This window comes from Paenibacillus oryziterrae (assembly GCF_042610485.1).
Classification (GTDB): Bacteria; Bacillota; Bacilli; order Paenibacillales; family Paenibacillaceae; genus Paenibacillus_AQ.
This window is the reverse complement of the sequence record NZ_JBGJZO010000002.1, coordinates 169147-192697: the sequence shown is the minus strand read 5'-3', so window position 1 is coordinate 192697 and position 23551 is coordinate 169147. Positions and strand designations below refer to the sequence as shown.

The window sequence follows — 23551 nt, the reverse complement described above, 5'->3', positions numbered from 1 at the left end:
CTTTGAAATGAAAATTTTTTTAAACAAATCGAAACCGGTTTCGAGTCTTTAAAAATCAAAGGAGATGACGATTATGCCAACCATCCAAACGATTGTGACCGCCAAACATTCAGGTGAAAGATTAAGTCTGAAAGAAGGCTTAAGCTTCACGGCAGTATCCGGAGAACAGCAAGCAGATATTACCCTGCATCCAGAGCAGAACTATCAGACTATGCTCGGGTTCGGGGGGGCGTTCACTGAGGCAGCCGCCTACACGCTATCACGTCTGAGCCCGGAGAAACGGGCGGAAGTTATCCATCGCTATTTTCATCCTACTGAGGGCCTTAGCTACAGCATGGGCCGGGTGCATATCCATAGCTGTGACTTTGCTCTAGGCAATTACACGTATGTGGAGGATGGGGACAAGGAACTGGCAACTTTCGATATATCCCATGACCACAAGTGGGTACTCCCGCTGATCAAGGACGCGATGAAGGTTAAAGGTGGAGAATTCACGATGCTTGCCTCCCCGTGGAGCCCTCCGGCATGGATGAAGAGCAATGGAGAGATGAACAATGGCGGAACACTGCTTCCGGAGTATGCGGATGCCTGGGCCCGTTATTATACGAAGTTCATTGAAGCTTACGGCAAGGAAGGGGTTCCGATCTGGGCGGTTTCAGTACAAAATGAACCGGCTGCGGTTCAAGTATGGGATTCCTGTATCTATACAGCTGAAGATGAGCGTGACTTCGTGAAGAACCATCTGGGTCCTGTTATGCATGAAACAGGCCATGGTGATGTAAATATTGTGATCTGGGACCATAACCGTGACATCATGGTCGAACGCGCATCGGTTGTTTTATCTGATCCTGAAGCTGCCCGCTATGTGTGGGGAACCGGTATTCACTGGTATGGCGGCGAGGAATTCGAGAAGGTTGGTCAAGTTCATGATCTCTTCCCGGATAAACACCTGCTCTTTACAGAAGGCTGCCAGGAGGGCGGCGTCCGACTGGGCGAATGGTTCACCGGTGAGCGTTACGGGCGGAATATGATCGGCGATTTAAACAACTGGACAGAAGGATATCTGGACTGGAACCTGGTGCTGGATGAGACCGGAGGCCCTAATCACGTGAACAATCTGTGTGATGCTCCGATTATCGCTGATACGACAACAGACGAAGTTCACTATAACAGCTCTTATTATTACATCGGCCATTTCAGCAAGTACATCGCACCGGGTGCCGTCCGTATCGGGATGGATTCAACGGCAGAAGGTGTACTATCCACCGCTTTCCGCAACCCGGACGGCAGCATCGCGCTGGTCTTGATGAATGAAGGAGAAGAAGCACATACGGTATCATTTGGGCTGAATGGGCAGGTTGCTGAATCCCATCTGCCACCTCATTCCATCGTTACCCATGTGATTACGGAATAATTACAAATAAAGCGTATGCTCCACAAAACTTTTAAAGCGTATGCTTCCGAAGCGAGTTTTGCTGTGAAGCTCATTCAGGGAGTGTATGCTCCACAAAACTTTTAGGCGTATGCTTCCGAAGCGAGTTTTGTTGTGAAGCTCATTCAGGGGGTATATGCTCCACAAAACTTTCAGGAGGTTCATAACTGTGAGCAATTATTTTTTTGATAATGGCAGCTTTGTAATCGAGGGCTTTGATGAAGCCAAACCGTTCGCCAGCTTCCTGCCGGGTCTGGCGGGTCTTAAGGGAATTCCGATGTGGACCTTCTATGTCAACCGGGGCCAGGGAGTATCGAGCTTCGGCATTCGCGACAAGAATTCTCCGATCATGGAGTTCTCACCGGCGAACATTACTTACAAGAACGTGGCGGCGACAGGCTTCCGTACCTTTATCAAGATCAAAGGCCAGGACGAAATTTACGAGCCGTTTCAGTCTGCGCGCCCCGATCATAAGGCGAAACGCACTATGACGATTTTGGCCAACGGTCTAAATATTGAGGAAATTCATACCGGACATGGATTGAAGACATCTGTTCAATATTTCAATCTGCCGAATGATGATTACGCGGCGCTCGTGCGGCGTGTTGAAGTTACCAATATCGGCGGGCAGGACCTGGAAGTAGAGGTACTGGATGGTCTGCCTGAAATTCTGCCTTACGGGGTCGAGAACGGCGGATACAAAGAGATCGGCAATCTGCTTCGCAGCTGGATGGATGTATATAACCTGGAGAACGGCATTCCGTTCTACAAGCTGCGTTCCAGTACGAATGATGATGCCGAAGTCAGTGAAATTACGAGCGGCCATTTCTACCTGTCTTTCACCGGGGAAGGGGAACGGATTGATCCGGTTGTTGACTTTGAGCTTGTGTTTGGAGCGAATACGTCACTGACCTATCCGGACCGCTTTGCCGGAATGCCGCTGGCAGAGCTTAAAGAACTTCCGGAGTACCCGGTGAATAAAGTTCCCTGCGGCTTCAGCGGAGTACAGCGTAAGCTTGCTCCAGAGGCCGGCCTGCGAATTAATACGTTGATCGGGCACGTCAATGATATCGAGAAGATTAATCAGAAGGCAGATCAGCTATGTACGGAAGCGTACATTACCGCTAAAGCGCATGAAGCTGCCGCTCTTACCGAAGAACTGACTGAAGATATCGCCACACATACTTCATCGGCGTTGTTCGATGCGTATTGCCGCCAGTCCTACATGGACAATTTCCTGCGTGGCGGGTACCCGTTCATTTTTGACAATGGTAAAGATGACGGTTATGTGGTCCATCTGTACTCACGTAAGCATGGTGACATGGAGAGAGATTATAATTTCTTCTCGCTGGCTCCGGAATATTATTCGCAGGGCAACGGGAATTTCCGTGATATGAACCAGAACCGGCGCAATGATGTATTCTTCAATCCGAAAGTCGGCAGCTTCAATATTAAAATGTTCTATAGTCTGATTCAGGCTGATGGCTATAATCCGCTCAGTGTGCAGGGCACAAGCTTTGAAGTGGCGGGTGACCGGGTAAGTGAGCTGGAAGAGTGGCTGGTGAAGGCTGCCCCGGAACATCACGCAGAGCTTGGCAGATTATGCCGTGGCAAGTTCACGCCGGGACGTCTGATCAATTACATCTCCGATCATCATGTTGCCTTGACCGTAAGTGAAGAGGAATTCCTGGCCTTCATCCTTTCGTTGTCGCAGCAGAATATCGAAGCATCCTTCGGTGAAGGGTACTGGTCGGATCACTGGACGTATAATCTCGATCTGGTCGAGGGATATTTGGATATTTTCCCGGATAAAAGAGAAGAGCTGCTCTTCGGAGACGACAGCTATGCCTTCTACGACAGTCCGGCATATGTGGTGCCCCGCAGCGAGAAATATGTGCTTAGCGGAGGCAAAGTACGTCAATATGGAGCGATGCAGGAAGATGAAGAGAAGCTGCACAGACTGCACCGGAAGGCTGGGGCTACCGAATGGCTGCGCACCGAAAACGGGGAAGGCGACATCTACCGCACCACGTTGTTCGTGAAGATGGTCTCCCTTGCACTGAATAAATTTGCAACCCTGGACCCTTACGGCCTAGGTGTGGAGATGGAAGGCAATAAGCCGGGCTGGAATGATGCCATGAACGGGCTTCCGGGCTTATTCGGCTCTGGTATGAGCGAAACGTTCGAGCTGAAGCGTCAGGTAGTCTTCCTGCTGGACGTTCTGAAGGATGCTGGTGATATCGCAAGCACCATAGAGCTGCCTGTGGAGATTTCGGAGCTGCTGGACCGGGTTAACCTTGCCCTGGATGCTTTCCTGGCCGGAGAGCTTGCGCAGTTCGACTATTGGGACACGGTCGCTTCTGCGCGTGAATCTTACCGTGAGTCTATCCGTTTTGGTATTAGCGGTCATCAGTCCGGGGTCTCTCTATCCTATGTGCAGGAAGTGCTGTCCAAATTTGCAGTGAAAATTGATGAAGGTATCAACCGTGCTGCAGAGCTGGGAAGCGGGCTTGTTCCTACCTACTTCCGTTTTGAGGCCGTTAAGTTCAAACCGGTAACAGATGCTTCAGGTAAACCGGTTAACAGTGCGTACGGACTGCCTAAGGCAGTTGTGGAGGAATTTGAAGTCCACGCTCTTCCGTATTTCTTGGAAGGACCAACACGCTGGCTGAAAACATTGAAAGATCGCAGCAAAGCGAAAGAGGTCTATGAGTTTATCAAAAATACAGGTCTCTACGATACCAAGACATCGATGTATCAGACCTCGGTCAGTCTGGAAGGCGAATCTCATGAGATTGGACGCATGCGCGCGTTCACTCCAGGATGGCTGGAGCGGGAGTCCAACTTCCTGCATATGTCCTACAAATATTTGCTGGAGCTGCTGAAAGCAGGCCTATACGATGAGTTCTACGGAGAACTGAAGACCTCGCTTGTTCCGTTCCTGGATCCTGCAGTATACGGACGCAGTACCCTGGAGAACTCGTCGTTTATTGCCACAGGTGGAAATCCGGATCCCGGAGTGCATGGCAGGGGCTTCGTAGCACGTCTTAGCGGATCGACCGCAGAGTTCATCAGCATGTGGAGAGTTATGATGGCCGGCAAGAAGGTCTTCTCTGTTGTGGACGGTGAGCTGGCATTGACGTTGGCTCCGGCGCTGCCAGGCTGGCTGTTTGATGAGCAGGGTAAGTTGTCATTTACCTTCCTTGGCAGCACAGCAGTGACTTATCATAACCCGCGTCGGGCGGATACCTTCGGTGAGCAGGCAGCGGTTATTAAGCATTTGATGCTTGAGTACAGAGAAGGTACAACCATCGAGGTCTCCGGGGCAATGCTGCGCGGGAATCATGCCGAAGCTCTGCGCCGTAGTGAGATTGCGAAGATTACTGTAGTGATGGAATAGCTATTGAACCCGGGGCTCTTTTTTCGGATGTATTACTCGAACCGAAAAATGGGCCCCTCTTCCCAAAATATGAAACCTTACGGTCCAGGTAGAAAACAAATAAAATTAAGTTATACATTTGAAAGCGTTTTAAAAAAGAGAACTAGATGGAGCCTGGAGGACCGTAAGATGAAAAACAAAACGTTTGAGGAAGCAGCTTCATTGGAATCAATGGCCCCTGTCGGTTTACCACCGGTTCAGGGTAATTCCGTAAGTCCCGGCCGCAAGCTGTGGAAGAGATTCCTTACCCAAAAGCATTTGCAGACGATGGCACTGCTGGGTGTGGTGTGGATGATTATATTCAACTACATCCCAATGTATGGCATTATTATCGCCTTCAAGGAATACAACATCGTCAAGCCAATCTCAGAAGCCCCATGGGTAGGGCTCGCCAATTTTAAAGAGTTTCTTGCAGATGAGAATTTTGTGTATGTCATGAAAAATACGCTAGGCATCAGCTTGATCAAGCTACTGATCTTTCCGCTGCCGATTATTTTCGCCCTCTTTCTGAACGAAGTACGCTCTGTTCGCTTCAAGAAGAGTATTCAAACGATATCCTATCTGCCCCATTTCCTCTCCTGGGTTGTTCTCGGCGGGATTCTCGCCACATGGTTGTCGGATGTGGGTATCATCAACAATATTCTGATGGCGCTGAATGTGATCGACCAGCCGATTTCGTATCTGGCTGAACCGAAATATTTCTGGACCATCATTATTACCTCGGACTTGTGGAAGGAGCTGGGCTGGTCAGCGATCATTTATCTGGCGGCAATTACCAGTATATCTCCTGAAATGTACGAAGCGGCCACCATTGACGGTGCCGGAAGATTCCAAAAGATGTGGTATGTTACCGTGCCGACCATTAAAGCAACGATCAGCATCCTGTTTATTCTGGCAGTCAGCGGTGTGCTGAACTCCAACTTTGACCAGATCCTGGTACTGCGCAATTCACTGAATGACAGTACGAGCAATGTTATCGACTACTATGTGTACTATACCGGATTGCTCTCGGCCCGTTTCTCCTATTCAACAGCTATCGGGCTGTTCAAATCAGTCATCTCTCTCATTCTGCTGCTAATTGCCAACCAAGTATCTAAAAAACTCAACGACACCTCGTTGTTTTAGGCCAAGGAGGACCTGTACATGATTATGCTGAACCGCAGAACAAAGGGCGAACTCGTCTTTGATATAGTCAATAATCTAGTAATGCTTTGTGTATGTTTCGTTACTTTGTATCCGATCTGGTATGTGCTGATTAATGCTTTTAATGACGGAAAAGATGCAATGCTCGGTGGGATTTACTGGATCCCCCGCAAGTTCTCTCTGGAGAACTTCAGTGCAGTATTTGATAGCCCGGGTATTATGAGGGCAATGTGGCTTACAGTTGCCAAAACACTCGTCGGTGTGGGTCTGCATGTATTCTTTACGGCGATGGTTGCCTATGCATTCTCCCGGAGGGAGCTTATCGGTGGCAAGTTCTACATCCTGATGGGGACAGTCACTATGATCTTCGCTGGCGGACTTATTCCGACGTATCTGCTGATCAAAAATCTTCATCTGCTCGAAAATTTCCTGGTCTATATTATTCCGGTTATGTTCAGCTTCTTCGATCTCATCATCTTCATGACGTTCTTCCGGGATATTCCCGACGGGCTGGAGGAAGCGGCACGCATTGACGGAGCGAATGACTGGTCTATCTTCCTAAGAGTTGTGCTTCCGGTGTCCCTGCCAGTTCTGGCGACCATCGCGCTGTTCCATGGTGTATACCAGTGGAATGATTATTTCGCGGGGATGATCTACATGAACAACGAAAGTATGCAGCCGATTCAGACCTTCCTGTACCGGGTTGTTGCCCAGTCCAGTTCCAATCTGATGACTACCGCTGTACAGGGAAGCGCCGTGACCAAGACGGTTACCTCACAGTCCATTAAGTTGGCTACGATGGTGGTTACAACCCTTCCGATTGTCTTTGCTTACCCATTCCTGCAGCGTTATTTCGTCAAAGGGATGATGATTGGTTCCATCAAGGGCTAAGTGCTGACCGCACTTCACCCGAACTAGCGGTAACTCCTCCGGGCCGCTCCTGCGGTCTTGGAGTTATAAATTATATTTTTTATCAATCTCAGAAAAGGGGTAAACAAGCATGGGCATGAAAAGAAAACCAAAGAAAATGATGATGCTGCTTATGGCATTAATCATGGTTCTGTCCGTAGCGGGCTGTTCCGGCAACAATAACAACAGCAACGCCGCAAACAACACCAAAGAAGGAAACAACGCAGCAGAGGCAACAGCTACAACAGCACCGGAAGCTACAGCAGTATCCGCTGATGAACCGGGTTGGAAATCCGATACATCACCAATTACGTTCGACTGGTACCTGAACTTTGCCTGGTTCCCTAATAAATGGGGCGTGGATCCAACTTCCCAATATATTACTAAGAAAACCGGCGTTGACATCAACTTTATCGTTCCAGCCGGTAATGAAAATGAAAAGCTGAACACCTTGATTGCTTCCGGCAAACTGCCTGACTTCATTACATTGGGCTGGTATGAAGATGCCGTTAAGAAAATGATCGAAGGTAATCTCGTACTTCCACTGAACAAACTTGCTGAAGAATATGATCCGTACTTCTTTAAAGTATCCGACCCTGACAAATTGGGCTGGTACACTCAAGCAGACGGAAATGTATACGGTTACCCGAATGCATCCTCCTCTCCTAAAGATTACGAGAAATACGGCGACACATATGTATCCAACCAAACCTTCGTAGTCCGCAAAGATATTTACGAAGCCATTGGTAGCCCTGACATGCGTACACCAGAAGGATTCCTGGCCGCATTGAAAGCAGCTAAAGAGAAATTCCCTGATATCGACGGTCAACCGATGATTCCACTCGGTCTGCACGAATTTACCGCAACCGGTAACGATTCTCTGGAACAGTACATTCAGAACTTCCTGGCTATTCCAAGAGAGAAAGACGGCAAGCTGTACAACCGTGAGACTGACCCTGAATATATCCGTTGGATGAAGACTTTGCGTCAAGCGAACCAAGACGGCTTGCTGGCTAAAGATATCTTTATCGACAAACGTGCTCAAATGGAAGAAAAGATCGTTCAAGGACGTTACTTCGCAATGCTGTACCAACGTTCCGACTTTGCGGCTCAACTCGGAACACTGTTCCAGAAAGACCCGAACAAAATTTATATCGCTGTTGACGGACCAGCTAACACCAACCTGGATGCGCCTACTCTGAACGGCCCTGCTATTTCCGGCTGGACAGTAACGCTGATCTCCAAAGATGTTAAAGACAAAGAACGCGCTATTAAGTTCCTGAGTTACCTGAACAGTGAAGAAGGCAACAAAGACCTTTATCTTGGCGAAAAAGGCGTCAGCTATGATACAATTGACGGCAAAGACCAATTTAAACCAGAAGTCTTTGACCTGATGAATAAAGACCGTGCAGCATTTGACAAACAATACGGTTCTTCCTTCACCTTCTGGATGCTGATGAATACCAATATTACTCAACAATGGACACCAAAATCTGTAGAGCCTTACAAACAGCTTGAAGACTGGACACGTGGTAAAGCTCACAGTATCTCCGAGTTTGACCAGATCGATCCGCTGGCAAGCTCCCCTGAGGGCATCATCTTATCTAAAATCAAAGATCTGCGCAGCAAAACGCTGCCTAAGCTTTTGATGGCTCCATCTGAAGCTGAATTTGATTCCATCTGGACAGCTTACATCAAGAAGCAAGAAGATCTGGGTCTGGCTAAAGTTCAAGCCTTCCAACAAACGAAATACGAAGAGAACAAGAAAAAACTCGGTATGTAATTATAGCTTGCCCAAATGCCCGCTGACCGCGGGCTTTTGGGTGTTTATTTAAAGGGTGGTCATGATCAGGATGAAGACGGGCAAGCCTACTTCGGCATTATGGGATTCATTTACGTATTGGTTTGGGCGTCGCTCACTGCAGAGCCGCTTGATAGCCGCCTATATTTTTATCATTTTGGGACCCAGTTTACTTGTGTCCTTTTATTCGTATAGGGCAATTAATAGTACCTATGTCCGGGATGCGATAGAGAAGAATAGCACTTTGCTCGAAATGGAGCGCCTATATATTGATACCCAAATTGAATCTATGGTTCGTGCGGCACAAGTGGCATATGACGATCTGGAGATCAGGGACTATTTATCCAACACAAGTGAACCTGATGCGGAAGAGCTAGTTGAATTTAATAATAATGATTTTAAAAATATGACACGAATCTTGTATTACAATCCCAATGTTGAACATATGCGTTTGTACTCCAAGAGTAATGGTAATGAAATCTGGCCTATTTTCTTCCGGGAGAGTCGGGTTGCTACTGAGGGATGGTACCAGAAGGCAATTAAGATGCGGGGAAGCGAGTCCTGGTCACTGCAGTACAATGATCCCGATCTGATGAAACGGTATCTGGATCAGAGTCCGGCACTTACACCCAAGATATCGCTGCTGCGCGAGCTTAGCATTCCTGCGAACAATCATGTCGGCATGGTGCAGGTGGATATGCTGCTGGAGAAATTCACGCCCAGAGCGTACTCCATGGCACAGAATGGCCAATCCCAGATGATTCTGATCGATGAGGACATGCAGATATTTACGCGTGGGGAACATTCTTTCCTTGCTGAGAATGAAGCCATGGGTGCGGCTATTAAAAGTCGTCTTCAGGCGTTCGGAGAAAATGGAAATTGGGATATTCACTATTCAGAGAACGGAAAATCTTTTCTGCTGATCAATATACCGATTGATCGAATTCATGCCAATTTGCTTAATGTGGTATCCATGGATGGAGTCCTGCAGGAAATTTCACATACACGTAATTTGATTATTGGTGCCAACATTGTTTTTGTTACCCTCGTAACCGCCATCGCTTATGTGATGAATGCCTTCATCCTGAAGAATCTTCGCCTGTTGACTGACGCGATGAAGAAGGTTCGTAGAGGGGAAGCCTACGGCGGGTTCACGATTCGCGGCGGGGGTGAGGTTGGAGAACTGGCACATCATTTCTCCAAGCTGATGAATACCATTAATACGCTGGTTGCCCAGGCTGTTCATAAGCAGGCGCTAACGAAAGAAGCAGAGCTACGCACGCTTCACAATCAAATTGATGCCCACTTTTTGTATAATACCCTTGAGAATATTAAGATGCTTGCTGAGGTTGAGAATCAGCGGCAGATTTCGGATGCACTGACTTCTCTGGGCGGGATGATGCGCTATAACTTTAAATGGTCCGGTGAGTATGTCAAGCTGCGGGATGAAATCCGGCATATCGAAAATTACATCGAGGTTATGAATATCCGCTTTGAGTATCCGATTGCACTGATTCTGGATATAGAGCACTCTTATATGGAGCTTGAAGTGCTGAAAATGTCGCTTCAACCGATTGTGGAGAACAGCGTCAAGCACGCATGGCCTGGTGATGCGGCGGAAACGGAGAATAGAAATATCTGCATTGAAATATCAGAGTCGGAAGGAAAAATCGCCTTTGCCGTAACCGACAATGGCAGCGGGTTATCCCAGGATCGCCTTAATGCCCTGCACGAGGTTATGAAAGCGGAGGAACCGGTGGTTGGACCGCCCGGAACCGGGGCGGGCGCCCGCAGAGCTGGAGGCATCGGTCTGCGGAATGTTCATCAGCGCCTGCGTCTGTTCTATGGTGAAGAATACGGGCTCGAAGTACAAAGTGAAGCAGGCAACGGAACCACAGTGTTCATGACTCTGCCGAAAGTTCTTTTGACAGGAGACAAACATACATGAGAAGACTGCTGATAGTAGATGATGAGAAGAACATCCGGGTCGGCCTCAAAACGATGATTGAACGCGAATACCCCGATCTGTTTTCTATCGCACTCGCAGGGAATGGCGCAGAGGCGCTGGAGTTATATAATCAGGAACGTGCGGATGTTATCATTACGGATATCCGTATGCCTGTGATGGATGGCATCACGCTGCTGGAGCGATTATCTGCAGATAAGAACGAGAGCCCGGCCGTAATTATCTTAAGTGGTTATGATGATTTTGAATACGCCAAAAGTGCGATCCGCTATCGTGTCAAAGACTATCTGCTGAAGCCGATCCGTCGTGACGAGTTGTTCGGGATTCTGGAGCGTATCGCTCAGGAACAGAAGGAAAAAGAACTTACAGCGCGCAAGCTAGAGCAAAAGGCAGAGCATTTCCGCCAGGAACTGCGTGCCAGCCGCCTGCGCGGACTCCTCATGCAGCATGAGGTTCATCCGGGTCGCGAGCTCACGGAAGCCCTGGACGGAATTAAGACGCCTTTTACCGTGGGAGTACTGAATTATTATTACACGGATGGAGTACGGATGAAGCCGGAAGAGGTGAAGGGACTGGTTGAACGGCTGACCGGACCCCTGGACCAAAGGTTTGAGGAGATTGTGACAGACTGGGACGGCAAGCTCGTACTGATCGGAAGCAGCAAGGCGAGATTTGAGGAACTGTCCATAGAAGCAGCGGCCAGGGATTTGAATGGGCTGCTCATTGGAATCAGCAGTGAGGGCACCATACCAGAAGATATCCGTTCATGCTATTTGAATGCTTGCCGCGCGCTGCAATATCTTTTTCTGTACCCGCAGGATAATTTTATGGATTACGCGAGTATCAAAGAGGACCGGCTCAGCTTTCCGGATCCGGAGGAAGAATTGCGTAAACTGCTCAATATGCTAGGTACAGAGCGGGAGAAAGAAATGAAAGGTCTGCTGGCCTCAGTCTTTCAGACGGAGAATTTACAGCAGCTGGATCTTGCCTACCTGGAAAAAGTAGGTCAGTCTATGAATGAACGGGTGCTTGATGAGGTATTCCGCGTTCATGGTGAAGCATCGGTAGAGGTGCTCAAACTGTACCGTTCAGTTGGCAATATGTACAACTTCCGTCATTTTCATGACTATTATCGAGCACTTGAGCATTTGCTCACCAGTGTGAGTGATTATATTATGGGAGTGAGATCCGCCCATACGGAACATGCCGATATGAAAGAGGCGCTGGCTTATATTGAAGCTAACTATTCCCGTCCGCTAAATATGGCTGTGGTGAGCAATCATGTTTCGTTGAATTATTCGTATTTCAGCGAAGCCTTCAAGGCGTATACGGGAGAGAGCTTTGTGACTTATCTTAAAAAAGTGCGTATCCGCCACGCCAAACTTCTGCTTTCAGAGAGCCGTTCCAGCAGACTGGAGGAGGTCTCGGAGGCTGTGGGCTTCGAGAACAGCAAGCATTTTGCCCGCGTATTCAAGGAATTAGAGGGAATCTCTCCCGGAGAATACAGAACGAAATCGCTGATGTAAGCAGATCTGATGTGCCGCTAGCTTGGAGGGATTTAGAATGGAAGAAATACAGGGGGACTTAATTACCGTTGAAACACTGAGGGAGGATTTCCGGAAGCTTGGCGTCCGGGCGGGGATGACTTTGCTGCTGCATTCCTCTTTCAAGTCGATGGGAAACTGGGTAGCGGGAGGTCCTGTTGCCGTTATTCTGGCCTTGGAGAGCGTTCTCGGGGAGGAAGGGACCTTAGTTATGCCCACACATTCCGGGGACTTGTCAGACCCTGCAGACTGGATCAATCCTCCGGTACCGAAGGAATGGTGGAAGACGATCCGCGAGCAGATGCCGGCCTTTGATCCTGATCTCACTCCGCTGCGCGGGATGGGAGTAATCCCGGATTGCTTCCGTAAGCAAAAAGGAGTCAGACGAAGTGTACATCCGACGCATTCATTCGCTGCTTGGGGCAAACACAGGGACCGAATTGTAGGCAATCATAGTCTTAATTACGGGCTTGGCGAGGTTTCGCCGCTTGCCCGGATCTATGAGCTGGGTGGAAGCGTTCTGCTGCTCGGCGTGGGACATCTGAATAATACTTCTTTGCATCTCGCGGAATTTCGGGCAGCGTATCCAGGTAAAGAGGAAGTAACCCCGGGTACGCCAATGATGGTGGAAGGTGTTCGGCAGTGGGTGACGTTCAAGGATCTGGAATGGAATTCGGATGATTTCAATGAAATCGGGGAGCAGTTCCAGCAGGATACCGGGCTTATTATCTGTGGCAGGGTCGCGGCTGCAGCAGCGCAGCTGATCCCGCAGCGGGAGATTGTGGATTATGCGATAGGTTGGATGGAGCGTAACCGAAAGTAGATGGACAGGATGAAGATATAAAGGCGGTATCTCCGTTAACCCGGGATGCCGCCTTTGTATTATTCTTCCGGTGTAACGCCTTTACATTTCAATGAGGGTCTGTTTGCTTAAGACTGTTATTGAATGATTATCTCTGCTGCGGCAGCTCCAGCTTCGTCAGACCATTCATGTATTTACGCAGTGCCAGCGGAATATGGATCGAGCCGTCTTCGAGCTGATGATTCTCCAACAGTGGGATGAGAATGCGCGGAGTAGCGACAGCAGTGTTATTTAACGTATGGCAGTATTGCAGCTGCCCGTCTTGATCACGATACCGGATACCTGAGCGACGGGCCTGAAATTCATGCAGGTTCGACGCCGAATGCGTCTCTCCGTAATTGCCTCTGCTGGGCATCCATGTCTCGATATCGTACTGTTTGTGCGTCTTCTGCGACATATCTCCGGTGCAGACGGCCATCACCCGGTACGGCAGCTCCAGCAGTTCCAGAATATGCTCAGCGTTCGCGGTGATCTCCTGCAATATATGTTCCGAGAGGGCGGCATCATTGGCGCACAGTACAACCTGCTCAATCTTCGAGAACTGGTGCACACGGTACAATCCGCGCACATCTCTGCCAGCCGAGCCGACCTCACGGCGGAAACAAGCCGACATCCCAGCTAGACGGAGCGGTTCTGCCATATCGAGAATTTCGTCGCTGTACAGCGAGACCAGCGAGACCTCCGAGGTGCCGGCCAGCCAGCGATCCTCACCCTTAAGCTCATAGGTCTGTTCTATACCTGTCGGGAAGAAGCCAGTGCGCTCTAACGCCTCCGGTCGGACAATGACCGGCACATCCATGACCGTGAAGCCCCGCGAGGCTAGTACATCAAGGGCCAACCTTTGTACAGCCAGATGCAGGTAAAGGCCTGCGCCCTTTAATACATAGCTGCGTGCTCCCCCGGCCTTAACCCCGCGCGGGATGTCAATAATCTGGTGCAGTTCTCCCAGTTCTACATGGTCACGCGGTGTGAAAGTGAATTCCGGACATTGGCCAACCCGGCGCAGTTCCACATTATCCTGATCGTCTCGGCCGCGAGGGGTATCCTCCGATACAGGATTTGGCACAAGCAGCATCAGCTCACGGAAGCGTTGCTCCGCTCCAGCCAACTCACTCTCAAGGCTAGTCAGGGCAGTGTTGATATCCCGTACCTGCTGCTTGATCGCCTCGCCCTGTTCCTGTTCTCCCTGCCGGAGATGCCGTTCGATCTCTTTGGTCAGCCCGTTGCGCTGCGCCCGCCGCTGTTCCGTCTCCTGCATCAGTCTCCGGCGTTTATCATCGCACTCCAGCAGTTCGTCCAGCGGCAGCCTGAGCCGTTTCCACTCTGCAGCCTGTTTTACCGTTTCCACATGTTCCCTAATCCAATTGATGTCCAGCATACCGCACCCGCTCCTTTTGTTTAAAAAAATACAAAAAACGCCCTCATCCATGGGACGAGGAGCGTCAGCTCGCGGTGCCACCCAGGTTGAACGGACCCCATAATGCAAGGGAATCCGATCCTCTTTGGTCTTCGCGGTAACGGGCGAAATCCGGTAAACTTAGGGAGCGGTTGCTCCGGTCGCAGACGCCTCGCGGTTGGATGCCGGTCATTGGCCTGATTGGATTTGATATTGCCGTTTAGTATACCGTATGGGGATTCGGAGTGCAAGGGATGTTTGACAACAATGATGTCCCTTTGCTACGATTATTACTAATTTAAAGTATTTTACTCGGGTTTAGCGGCAGGTCCGCTTATCGTTCACGGAAAGAGGTGGGAATGTGGCCAAAATAGTAATAATTAACGGAACACCCTCGCTGGTATCCCGCATCAATGCGGTAATTGAATATGCTGAGGCCATAGCGCGCGACAATGGATTTGATGTAGAGCGTATTAATATTGCCGAGCTGCCTGCAGAGGATCTGATCCTGACCCGTTTTGAAAGTGATCCAATTATTAAAGCTAACGGTCTGGTGGCTGAAGCGGATGCGATTATTGTGGTAAGTCCGGTATATAAGGCCTCTTACACGGGAGTCCTGAAGACCTTCCTGGATCTGATTCCGCAAAAAGGGCTGGCCGGTAAAATCGTTCTCCCGCTCTTCATGGGAGGCAGCCTCGCACATCTGCTTAGCATAGACTACGCCTTGAAACCAGTGTTGTCCGTGCTGGGCGCCCGTTATATCCTGGGTGGTGTCTATGCGGTGGATTCCCAGGCTGTACGCAACGATCAGGGTGAGGTTGAGCTCTCCGAAGAGTTAAAGCTGCGCCTGGATGCCGCACTTACGGAGCTTGCGGAAGAAATATCGCTTAGGGTTGCCCGCAAGCAGCAAGTTTAAGAGAGGCTGGACAAGAAGTGGTAGCGTTAATGATGGTATGCTAAAGAGTGTGGGCGGGTAGTAGTGGGGTTAAAGGTGGCGTGTTAAAGAGCGTGGCGGGTAGTAGTTGAGTTAATGAGGGCGTGTTAAAGAGTCGGTGGGGTATTAGTTGAGTTAATGATGGATGTTAAAGTGCCCGTTTTGGTCCTGGGGGAGTTGTACGACCCTTGGGAGATGAGCGGGCTTTTTGCCGTATCTATAAATTGAATGCATTCCGGTGATTTAACTGGAATTTCTCCCGTTAAATAGCTGGATTTGCCCCTCAATGCCACATTAACAGGAAAAACTACTGTTAATTCTAAAGAAATTTGACTCTTGACGCTACCGTTGGTGGGCTGGTGTTGTGGTGGTACTGGTGGTGCTGGTGGTAGTTGTGGCATTCAGTATTCAGTACTCAGTACTCGGTAGTCGTGCATCCGGGCAGTTAGGCAGCGGGAATAAAGGGTTGGTTATTCGGGCGTATGGCTTCGCACAGTAATAAACAGCTGTTTACTATAAACAAGCATCGACATAGAAAGGCCATCCCGCAGATAGCTTGAGGATGGCCCATATAGATATTAGCTTTTACAGATCGTCGAATCCATTATCGTCGCCAACCTTGCCGTAGTTCCGGGATTTGGCTTCGAAGAAGTCCGTTTTGGTTGCGTTCAACGCTTCATCGGAGAATGGCTTGATCCATGGCATGCAGTTGATATCTACGCCTTGGTAGCCTTTTTCCAGACCCATGAGGGTCAGGCGTTTGTTCGCAATGTATTTGATGTAGTCGCCGAGCTCGCGCAGATCAATACCTTCAATGTTAGTTAAAGTATAGTGCGCCCAGTTGGTCTCCAGCTCGACAGCACGGTCGATGGTTTGGTACACGTAATCCATGTTCTCTTTGGTGTTCAGCTCCGGGAAATCGATCAGCAGCTGCTTGAACACTTCCGCAAAGAAGTAGCAGTGCTGGTTCTCATCCCGCTGGATGTACGAGATCATCTGGCTGGTCGCCATCATCTTCTGGTCACGGGCCAGATTGTAGAAGAAAGCGAAGGTGCTGTAGAAGAAAATACCTTCCAGAATCAGGTCTGCTACTAGAGCGCGGAAGAATGTATTCTTCGACGGTTCATCGCGGAATTCCTGATAAATATCCGAGATGAACTGGTTGCGCTCCAGGAGTACAGGGTCTTTTTTCCAATATTCAAAAATCTCTTTCTGCTCGCGATCTGACACAATAGAGGACAGTACATAGGAGTAGGACTGGTTATGCACGACCTCCTGCTGCCCAATGATTGCGGAAATCGCCTCCAGAGACGAGTCGGTAAAATACCGCTTCACATCGCCGACGAACATCGTCTGCATAGAATCCAGCACCGCCAGCAGGGAGATATTGATTTTAAAGACACGCTGCTCTTCCGCATCAAGGATCGCAAATTGCTGGGCGTCCTTAGACATCGGGATTTCATCAGCAATCCAGTGATTTAGCAGCAGCACCTTGTACAGCTTGTACATATGCGGCATGCGGATATCGTTCCAGTTCAGGATGCCCGAGCATTCCCCGTCAATAATGCGGGTGGACTGGTTCGGCGCTTCGGTATTAAAAATCTTTTGCAGTTGCATTTATATTTACCCTCCTTATATTTTGCGAAGCTAACTGGAGAATGGAGCCTTTAAAGGCTGGCGATGAGCCACGGAGAGGAATTTTGGAACTGTAGGAGCGATAGCGTTCGCCCGAAAGCTTTCCGCAGGAAAGCTCGCTTCGAAAGCATAAGCTATCCTCAGATTTCAACCGCATAGCGGTTTAAATCAGGAAATCTGAGGATAACAGCGACCGGAAGTCCAAACATTCCTTGTAGTGGCGGATATAGCGCCGGAATTTAAAGTGTAAAGAACCGTTTAGCTTGCGCAAGACTCGCACTCTTCGATCGTCAATGCCCGGCTGCGCACATAATAGGTCGACTTCAGGCCGCCCTTCCAGGCGTTCAGGTGCAGCTCCAGGAACTCCGTGGCCTTGATGTCCGGGCGCACGTACAGGTTGAAGCTTTGGCCCTGGTCGACGTGGCGCTGGCGGGCGGAGGCCATGCGGATCGACCAGTTCTGGTCAATCAGGAAGGCCGTCTTGTAATACCAGATCGTCTTCTCGGAAAGGTCCGGCGCAGGGTTCGCAATCTTGTAGGTTGTCTTCTCCTCGTAGGAGAGCAGCTCGTAGAGCGGATCGATGCTGGCGGTAGAACCGGCAATAATCGAGGTGGAGCCGTTCGGTGCGATGGCGAACATCCAGGCGTTGCGGACTCCATCTCTGGCCACTTCTTGCTGCAGCTCACGCCACTGTTCGGTGGTTACATATTTACCTTCCTGTTCTCCGCTGGTATAACCGCGTGAGGTGAAGTAGGCACCGCTCTCCCAGTCGGATCCGGCGAACTTCGGATAACGGCCCTTCTCGCGGGCCAGCTCCATACTTGAACGCACGAGCAGATAGTTGATGTGCTCATACAGGTGGTTGTTGTATTCGACGGCTTCTTCGGACTCCCAGCGGATGCCCTTCAGGGCAAGCAGATGGTGCAGGCCGAATGTGCCGAGACCGACGGCGCGGTATTGGCTGTTGGTGTACTGTGCCTGCAGCACTTCAATATTGTTGATGTCGATGACATTATCCAGCATGCGTACCTGGATTGGCACGAGACGTTCCAAGACTCCGGCGGGAACCGCACGGGCCAGATGGATCGAATTCAGGTTGCAGACGACGAAGTCACCGGGAATTTTGGAGATGACGATCCGGGTCTGACCGTCCTTAGTCACCAGTTCTTCCTGTTCTACTACCGTTGCCGACTGGTTCTGCATGATTTCTGTGCACAGGTTGGAGGAGAAGACCATTCCCGCGTGGCGGTTCGGGTTCGCCCGGTTCACCGTATCCCGGTAGAACATATACGGTGTGCCGGTCTCCAGTTGCGATTTCATAATCCGCTTCATGATATCAATGGCTGGAACCGTGATGCGGGATAATTCCTGATTCGCACTGGCCTCGGCATATTTCTCCCGGAAGGCCCCTTGTCCAAGCTCTTCATCGTAGAAATCCTCTAGACCCAGCGCCCGGCCATTCTCATCTTTCCAGCCCATCACCTTCTTGATCTCATGCGGACAGAACAGGTTCCAGTGTCCCCGTGCTTCAACGGCTTCCATGAACAGATCCGGCAGGCAGACGCCATGGAACACATCATGTGCGCGCATCCGCTCGTCACCATTGTTCAACTTCAGATCGAGGAAGGCGAGAATATCTTTATGGAACACATCAAGATAGACGGCGATGGCGCCTTTGCGCGTGCCCAGCTGGTCCACGCTGACGGCGGTGTTATTTAATTGGCGAATCCAAGGGATGACGCCGGAGCTGGTATTCTTATGACCGCGGATATCAGAGCCGCGGGCCCGTACTTTACCCAGGTAGACGCCGATACCGCCGCCCATTTTGCTTAGCCGGGCCACGTCGGTATTGGAATCGAAGATGCCCTCGAGCGAGTCATCCACCGTGTCGATGAAGCAGCTGGAGAGCTGCCCGGCGACTTTTTTGCCAGCATTGGACATGGTTGGGGTCGCTGCGGTCATATAGATATTGCTCATCGCCCAGTACGCCTCTTTGACAAGCGCCATGCGCTTCTCTTCCGGCTCGCGGTGCATCAGGTACATGGCAATGACCATATAACGTTCCTGGGGCAGCTCCATAACGCGTCCGTCGAAGTCATGGGCCAGATAGCGATCGGAGAGGGTGAGCAGCCCGATGTAGTCAAAAAGCAGGTCACGGGTGTAATCAATACTGGCTTCAAGCTCGGCGATCTGTTCTTTGGTGTAGCAGGTCAGGAGCTCTTCGCGGTAGATTCCTTTTTTGACCAGATCAGCAATCAGTGGGTACAACTCACCGTAAGGCTCTTCCGGGTAAGCTTTGTAACGGCGGTTCACGGCAGCTTTCTTATACAGGGAGGTCAGCAGGGAACGGGCGGCGGCGAACTTCCAGTCCGGCTCTTCTTTGCTTACCAGCTCCAGGGCACTCATTGTAAAAGCACTGCTGATTTCATCGCCGCTGACCTGCTCCCGGCGCAGCTTGGACTGCACACCGCGCAGGAGTGTTTCCTTGCTTAGCTGATCCAGTCCTTTCAGGATACGGTCGGCATAGACAGAGAGACGAATTTCATCAAAGGCCAGTTGGCGGTTGTCCGGTTTCACTACGACTTGAGGCATAAAGATCAGCTTCCCTTCTGGAATGGAATTAATTTTCAATATCAAAAATTGAACTATAGGATCGGAAAAAGCAGCCCGAAATGACTACAATGACTTTAATGTCTTAGAGTGCAGAGGGCTGCCAAAGAACAACATTCGCCGCCGTGAGGCTGGCCGGGATGTCGATAATTCGCTGGTTACTGCTTCCCCGGTAGGGAAGAGTGGTGTCTTTCAGTTCTTGCATAAAACGTCCGTCGATCAGGACCTGGCACAACTCAAGCAGGCGATATTCCGGCGAGCCGGTGACTGCTGTGATTTCTTCATAGGTATATCCGCTGTAGATCCAAACGGGGAACCCGGGAAGGGTGGCCCGGAGCTCTTCGATGAACTCCGCGGCCTCACCTGCCGAGAAGAAGGGATCTCCCCCGGCAAGCGTTAATCCGTCCAGCAACGGATTGGCAGCCATTTCGGCAATGATCTCCGACTGCTTTTCCGGTGTGAACACATCCCCGAAATTAAAATTCCACGTCTCGGGATTGAAGCAGCCCGGGCAGCGATGGCGGCACCCACTCAGAAAAATCACGGCCCGCATGCCTTCTCCCTCGTTAATGGATTCCGGATAATATCCGCAAATGTTCATAGATGCTTAACCCGGTCCCTTACTTCTGCCTGTTTGGCAGCATTAAAGCGGGTTTGATAGTCTCCGGTCAAGTAACCAGTCACGCGGCGCAGGCGGCGGATATGCACATGATCCTCATGGGCATCGCAGGATGGGCAGTTCGTGCCGATGACGCCTTCATAGCCGCAGCTCGAGCAACGGTCAATCGGATGGTTAATGCTGAAATAGCTGATTTGCTGCTCCAGGGCATACTTGATGATTTTGACAAAAGCCGCCGGGTTGCTGCGGGCATTACCGTTCAGCTCCACATACGAAATAGCGCCGGCGTTGCAGTGCTCATGGAACGGAGCTTCCAAGCTGATCTTGCGGGCAGCTGCCAGGTCGTAATAGACCGGAACATGGAAGGAATTCGTATAATATTCCCGGTCAGTTATGCCAGGGATAGAGCCCAGTACTTTGCGGTCAATCTTGGTGAACTTGCCGGACAATCCTTCGGCCGGAGTAGCGAACAAGGTGATGTTCAGATTCAGCTCATCACTCTTGCGGTCGCAGTATTCGCGCATATGGCGGACGATCGCCAGGGCTTTGGCATGGACATCCATGTCCTCGGCGTGGTGTTTGCCGTACATTGCTTTCATGCACTCTGCCATTCCGATAAAACCGATCGACAGGCTGCCATGCTTCAGAAGCTCGCCAACATGGTCATCCGCTGCCAGTGTCTCGCCGCCTTCCCAGACGCCTTCGCGCATCATGAAATCGGAGGCTTTGGCTTTTTGGGCGGCTTGAATCCGGAAACGGTGGAGAAGTCCCTCTAATGCGATATCCATGTAATAGTCCAGATCATCGTAGAAGCCATCTTCATCAGCGACAAGGCGGCGTCCAGTGGCCGTACCATGGGCCAAACCAAGCCGAACAAGATTCAGTGTATTGAAACTTAGATTGCCCTTACCGGAGCAGTGATTACGTCCGAAGCGGTCACCGAGTACCCGGGTACGGCAGCCCATGGTTGCAAATTCTGTATCCGGGTCAGCCGGATCATAGTACTGCATGTTGAGCGGCGCGTCGAGATTGGCGAAGTTCGGATACAATCTGCGGGCCGAGCACTCGGCAGCCTTCAGGAACAGGTCATAGTTGGGATCGCCCTGCTGCTGGTTGACACCCTGTTTGCATTTGAAGATTTGGATCGGGAACACCGGTGTCTCGCCGCTGCCCAGCCCGTTCATAGTTGCCGTCAGCAGGGAGCTGATGACGAGCTGTCCTTCAGGGGAGGTGCAGGTTCCGTAGTTAATGCTAGTAAAAGGAATTTGTCCGCCGGAGCGGCTGGACATCGTATTCAGGTTATGTATCATGCTTTCAGCGGCCTGCAGCGTTTCGCTCTCGGTTTCTTTTTGGGCAAAGCGGAAGGCTCTCGGATACTGCTCCGCGAGGTCGCTGCGGCTCATTGAGATATCACCGGAAATGTCGCCAGCTTGTCCTTCTTCAAAATACTCGAGTCCCTTGCGGAACAGCTTGGCGAAGGATTTGGTGACGTAAGGAGCAAGATCATAGTCCAGCATATTAGCTGATACGCCGCCGTATTGTGCGTTTTGCTGGGACTGGAAAATAATCGCGACCAGAGACATCGCTGTCATAATGGAATTAGGAGGGCGGACACTGCCGTTCCCGGTGTTGAAGCCTTCACGCAGCAGCTTGGCGAACGGAATGAAAATGCAGTTGGTGGTCCCGATGGCATATTGGTCCAGGTCATGCACATATACTACATTGTCCTCGATGGCCTGTACGAGCTGCGGCGGCATGGTGAAGTTACGGGCGTACCATTTGGAGTACTCGCTGCCGAACTTGCTCATCTTGCCGGAGAAGCTTTCTCCGTTCAAATTGGCGTTCTCGCGCAGTAAATCCAGGTCCAGGCTGTCAATAATATCGCGTCCCAGACTGACTACTTCCTCCAAAAGAACTTCCGTGGTATCTGGTGTGCCGTTGTACCGTTTCTCCAGCAAGGTCATTGTACCGTTCTCCTCTCGATATAAAAAAAGCATTTCCTGCGGAAGCAGGAAATGCCCGTATGCGTAAACGCAGCAATCCCATCGGATCGTGCGGCTTGTCTTGATTTGGTTCGCATTCGGACACCGTTCCTGTTCTCCGCAGGGATTATTAGATGGTGTCGTAAGGATACAGGCAGGTCTCCTGGCTTCCGGCCTCTTCAAGCCCCTTCCCGGGGGCGTGTTGCCATCCCAGTGGTTTCTGCTTGCAGAGGTGTCCACTCCTGGGCATGAAATGCCGGAGGGCAGCCGGTTCACAGTGGCGGGACCGCAGCGGATTTGCACCGCACTTCCCTATTAAGCTGAAATCCGATCAACGAATTAAAGCGCCTGTGTCCACTATATTTGGTTGTTGTTGAATAACATTAACCCAATATATTGTGTTTGTAAACATGTTTTTCACAAATCCGCGCCGGATGCGGACTTCGCGAAAGTACTCCACAATTGATCCACAGCCCGTCCACAGGTAATCCACAATTGATCCACAGGAAGAAGGAGAAGCCGCCAAAAATGATTCATAAAACCTCCGCAAAGATGCCACAATCACTCCAAAATTTGATCGCTTGTTCGGGGGTACATTGGTCCTGGTTCTCCTCTCCCGTGTATAGCCATAACTGGGTCTGTTTGTGGGGAGACAGTGGAATTGATACAATAGAATAGGCTCGCTAGAGTCCACACTTAAGGTTTAGGAGGGATCAAAATGGCTATTGCCGAAGTAACGGTCATTCCGATTGGAACAGGAAGCACGAGTCTCAGTAGTTATGTAGCGGATATGCAGCGTGTGCTGGAGAAGGTGGAGGGGATAACGTATGAACTAACCTCGATGGGGACCATTATTGAGGGCTCTTTGGGACGTATTCTCGCGGCTGTTGAGGCGCTGCACGAGTCCCCTTTTGCAGGCGGAGCCAAGCGTGTCTCGACCTCTGTCAAAATCGACGACCGCCGGGACAAGGAATCCACCAGCCGCAGCAAACTTGAAGCCGTAGAGCGCAAGCTACTGGAGAACTAGTGGAAATAGGCAAGCTGCGGATGCCCGGTAAAAAGGATTGATTTTTCAGCGCGGCCTTGTATAATCTCTTTTGTTTGACGGAAATGTGTTTTTTTATGCTGGTGTAGCTCAGGGGTAGAGCAACGCACTCGTAATGCGTAGGCCGGGGGTTCAATTCCCTTCACCAGCATCCTTTCTGAGAATGAATAGCGCGGCTTCCAAGAGTCTGGAAGTTGCGCTTTTTTTCATTATTTTTTCATTTTTAATCGTTAT

16 protein-coding genes, 1 tRNA gene and 1 riboswitch are annotated in these 23551 nt (G+C 50.3%); of the genes, 12 read left to right on the top strand and 5 right to left on the bottom strand.

The window, feature by feature from the left end; translation table 11 throughout:
• The first annotated feature begins 73 nt into the window (after positions 1-73).
• The 8 genes from ACAN55_RS03260 (at position 74) to ACAN55_RS03225 (ending at position 13057) form a co-directional block, all read left to right on the top strand.
• Positions 74-1414 (top strand): glycoside hydrolase family 30 protein, encoded by a 1341-nt coding sequence (locus ACAN55_RS03260; RefSeq protein ID WP_379128025.1) that lies wholly within the window; start codon positions 74-76, stop codon positions 1412-1414.
• A 187-nt stretch (positions 1415-1601) separates the two neighbouring features.
• Positions 1602-4832: a cellobiose phosphorylase gene (locus tag ACAN55_RS03255; protein WP_379128022.1), complete on the top strand. Its 3231-nt coding sequence runs from the start codon at positions 1602-1604 to the stop codon at positions 4830-4832.
• A gap of 210 nt (positions 4833-5042) precedes the next feature.
• Positions 5043-5996, top strand: a complete 954-nt coding sequence (locus tag ACAN55_RS03250) for an ABC transporter permease (RefSeq protein ID WP_379128699.1) — start codon at positions 5043-5045, stop codon at positions 5994-5996.
• An 18-nt stretch (positions 5997-6014) separates the two neighbouring features.
• Positions 6015-6905 carry a carbohydrate ABC transporter permease gene (locus ACAN55_RS03245; RefSeq protein WP_379128019.1) on the top strand — a complete coding sequence of 297 codons (891 nt, stop codon included), beginning with the start codon at positions 6015-6017 and terminating at the stop codon, positions 6903-6905.
• Between the two features lie 109 nt (positions 6906-7014).
• Positions 7015-8706: a type 2 periplasmic-binding domain-containing protein gene (locus ACAN55_RS03240; protein WP_379128016.1), complete on the top strand. Its 1692-nt coding sequence runs from the start codon at positions 7015-7017 to the stop codon at positions 8704-8706.
• Between the two features lie 61 nt (positions 8707-8767).
• Positions 8768-10672 (top strand): sensor histidine kinase, encoded by a 1905-nt coding sequence (locus tag ACAN55_RS03235; protein ID WP_379128013.1) that lies wholly within the window; start codon positions 8768-8770, stop codon positions 10670-10672.
• Positions 10669-12216 carry a response regulator transcription factor gene (locus tag ACAN55_RS03230; protein ID WP_379128011.1) on the top strand — a complete coding sequence of 516 codons (1548 nt, stop codon included), beginning with the start codon at positions 10669-10671 and terminating at the stop codon, positions 12214-12216. Before ACAN55_RS03235 ends, ACAN55_RS03230 begins: the two co-directional genes overlap by 4 nt.
• A gap of 37 nt (positions 12217-12253) precedes the next feature.
• Positions 12254-13057, top strand: a complete 804-nt coding sequence (locus tag ACAN55_RS03225; RefSeq protein WP_379128007.1) for an AAC(3) family N-acetyltransferase — start codon at positions 12254-12256, stop codon at positions 13055-13057.
• A 127-nt stretch (positions 13058-13184) separates the two neighbouring features.
• Here ACAN55_RS03225 and serS read toward each other — a convergent pair whose 3' ends face one another.
• Positions 13185-14474, bottom strand: coding sequence for a serine--tRNA ligase (gene serS / locus ACAN55_RS03220; RefSeq protein ID WP_379128005.1), 1290 nt, complete (start codon positions 14472-14474; stop codon positions 13185-13187).
• 379 nt (positions 14475-14853) lie between these two features.
• Here serS and ssuE point away from each other — a divergent pair, with 379 nt between their 5' ends.
• Positions 14854-15408 carry an NADPH-dependent FMN reductase gene (ssuE, locus tag ACAN55_RS03215; protein WP_379128003.1) on the top strand — a complete coding sequence of 185 codons (555 nt, stop codon included), beginning with the start codon at positions 14854-14856 and terminating at the stop codon, positions 15406-15408.
• Positions 15409-15790: 382 nt separating this feature from the next.
• Positions 15791-15925 (top strand): hypothetical protein, encoded by a 135-nt coding sequence (locus tag ACAN55_RS03210; RefSeq protein ID WP_379128001.1) that lies wholly within the window; start codon positions 15791-15793, stop codon positions 15923-15925.
• Between the two features lie 86 nt (positions 15926-16011).
• Here the strand turns inward: ACAN55_RS03210 and ACAN55_RS03205 are convergent, their stop codons facing one another.
• From ACAN55_RS03205 to ACAN55_RS03190, 4 genes are all read right to left on the bottom strand, one after another.
• Positions 16012-17043 (bottom strand): ribonucleotide-diphosphate reductase subunit beta, encoded by a 1032-nt coding sequence (locus ACAN55_RS03205; RefSeq protein WP_379127999.1) that lies wholly within the window; start codon positions 17041-17043, stop codon positions 16012-16014.
• Between the two features lie 276 nt (positions 17044-17319).
• Complete coding sequence (locus ACAN55_RS03200) at positions 17320-19653, bottom strand: ribonucleoside-diphosphate reductase subunit alpha (RefSeq protein ID WP_379128696.1); 2334 nt, start codon at positions 19651-19653, stop codon at positions 17320-17322.
• A gap of 103 nt (positions 19654-19756) precedes the next feature.
• Positions 19757-20272 carry an anaerobic ribonucleoside-triphosphate reductase activating protein gene (nrdG, locus tag ACAN55_RS03195; protein WP_379127997.1) on the bottom strand — a complete coding sequence of 172 codons (516 nt, stop codon included), beginning with the start codon at positions 20270-20272 and terminating at the stop codon, positions 19757-19759.
• Positions 20269-22254 carry an anaerobic ribonucleoside triphosphate reductase gene (locus ACAN55_RS03190; RefSeq protein WP_379127994.1) on the bottom strand — a complete coding sequence of 662 codons (1986 nt, stop codon included), beginning with the start codon at positions 22252-22254 and terminating at the stop codon, positions 20269-20271. Before ACAN55_RS03190 ends, nrdG begins: the two co-directional genes overlap by 4 nt.
• Before the next feature lie 154 nt (positions 22255-22408).
• Positions 22409-22639, bottom strand: a riboswitch (cobalamin riboswitch).
• Between the two features lie 351 nt (positions 22640-22990).
• Here ACAN55_RS03190 and ACAN55_RS03185 point away from each other — a divergent pair.
• Both ACAN55_RS03185 and ACAN55_RS03180 read left to right on the top strand, forming a co-directional pair.
• Entirely contained in the window at positions 22991-23299 is a 309-nt protein-coding gene (locus ACAN55_RS03185; RefSeq protein WP_379127991.1) for an MTH1187 family thiamine-binding protein, read from the top strand.
• A 97-nt stretch (positions 23300-23396) separates the two neighbouring features.
• Positions 23397-23468: transfer RNA gene (locus ACAN55_RS03180), tRNA-Thr, on the top strand.
• Positions 23469-23551: the final 83 nt, after the last annotated feature.

What these genes read in the sequence shown, in the direction of transcription:
- ACAN55_RS03260 (WP_379128025.1), top strand. Translation starts at nt 74, where the DNA reads ATGCCAACCATCCAAACGATTGTGACCGCCAAACATTCAGGTGAAAGA.
- ACAN55_RS03250 (WP_379128699.1), top strand. Translation starts at nt 5,043, where the DNA reads ATGGCCCCTGTCGGTTTACCACCGGTTCAGGGTAATTCCGTAAGTCCC.
- ACAN55_RS03245 (WP_379128019.1), top strand. Translation starts at nt 6,015, where the DNA reads ATGATTATGCTGAACCGCAGAACAAAGGGCGAACTCGTCTTTGATATA.
- ACAN55_RS03240 (WP_379128016.1), top strand. Translation starts at nt 7,015, where the DNA reads ATGGGCATGAAAAGAAAACCAAAGAAAATGATGATGCTGCTTATGGCA.
- ACAN55_RS03235 (WP_379128013.1), top strand. Translation starts at nt 8,768, where the DNA reads ATGATCAGGATGAAGACGGGCAAGCCTACTTCGGCATTATGGGATTCA.
- ACAN55_RS03230 (WP_379128011.1), top strand. Translation starts at nt 10,669, where the DNA reads ATGAGAAGACTGCTGATAGTAGATGATGAGAAGAACATCCGGGTCGGC.
- ACAN55_RS03225 (WP_379128007.1), top strand. Translation starts at nt 12,254, where the DNA reads ATGGAAGAAATACAGGGGGACTTAATTACCGTTGAAACACTGAGGGAG.
- serS (WP_379128005.1), bottom strand. Translation starts at nt 14,474, where the DNA reads ATGCTGGACATCAATTGGATTAGGGAACATGTGGAAACGGTAAAACAG.
- ACAN55_RS03205 (WP_379127999.1), bottom strand. Translation starts at nt 17,043, where the DNA reads ATGCAACTGCAAAAGATTTTTAATACCGAAGCGCCGAACCAGTCCACC.
- ACAN55_RS03200 (WP_379128696.1), bottom strand. Translation starts at nt 19,653, where the DNA reads ATGCCTCAAGTCGTAGTGAAACCGGACAACCGCCAACTGGCCTTTGAT.
- nrdG (WP_379127997.1), bottom strand. Translation starts at nt 20,272, where the DNA reads ATGAACATTTGCGGATATTATCCGGAATCCATTAACGAGGGAGAAGGC.
- ACAN55_RS03190 (WP_379127994.1), bottom strand. Translation starts at nt 22,254, where the DNA reads ATGACCTTGCTGGAGAAACGGTACAACGGCACACCAGATACCACGGAA.
- ACAN55_RS03185 (WP_379127991.1), top strand. Translation starts at nt 22,991, where the DNA reads ATGGCTATTGCCGAAGTAACGGTCATTCCGATTGGAACAGGAAGCACG.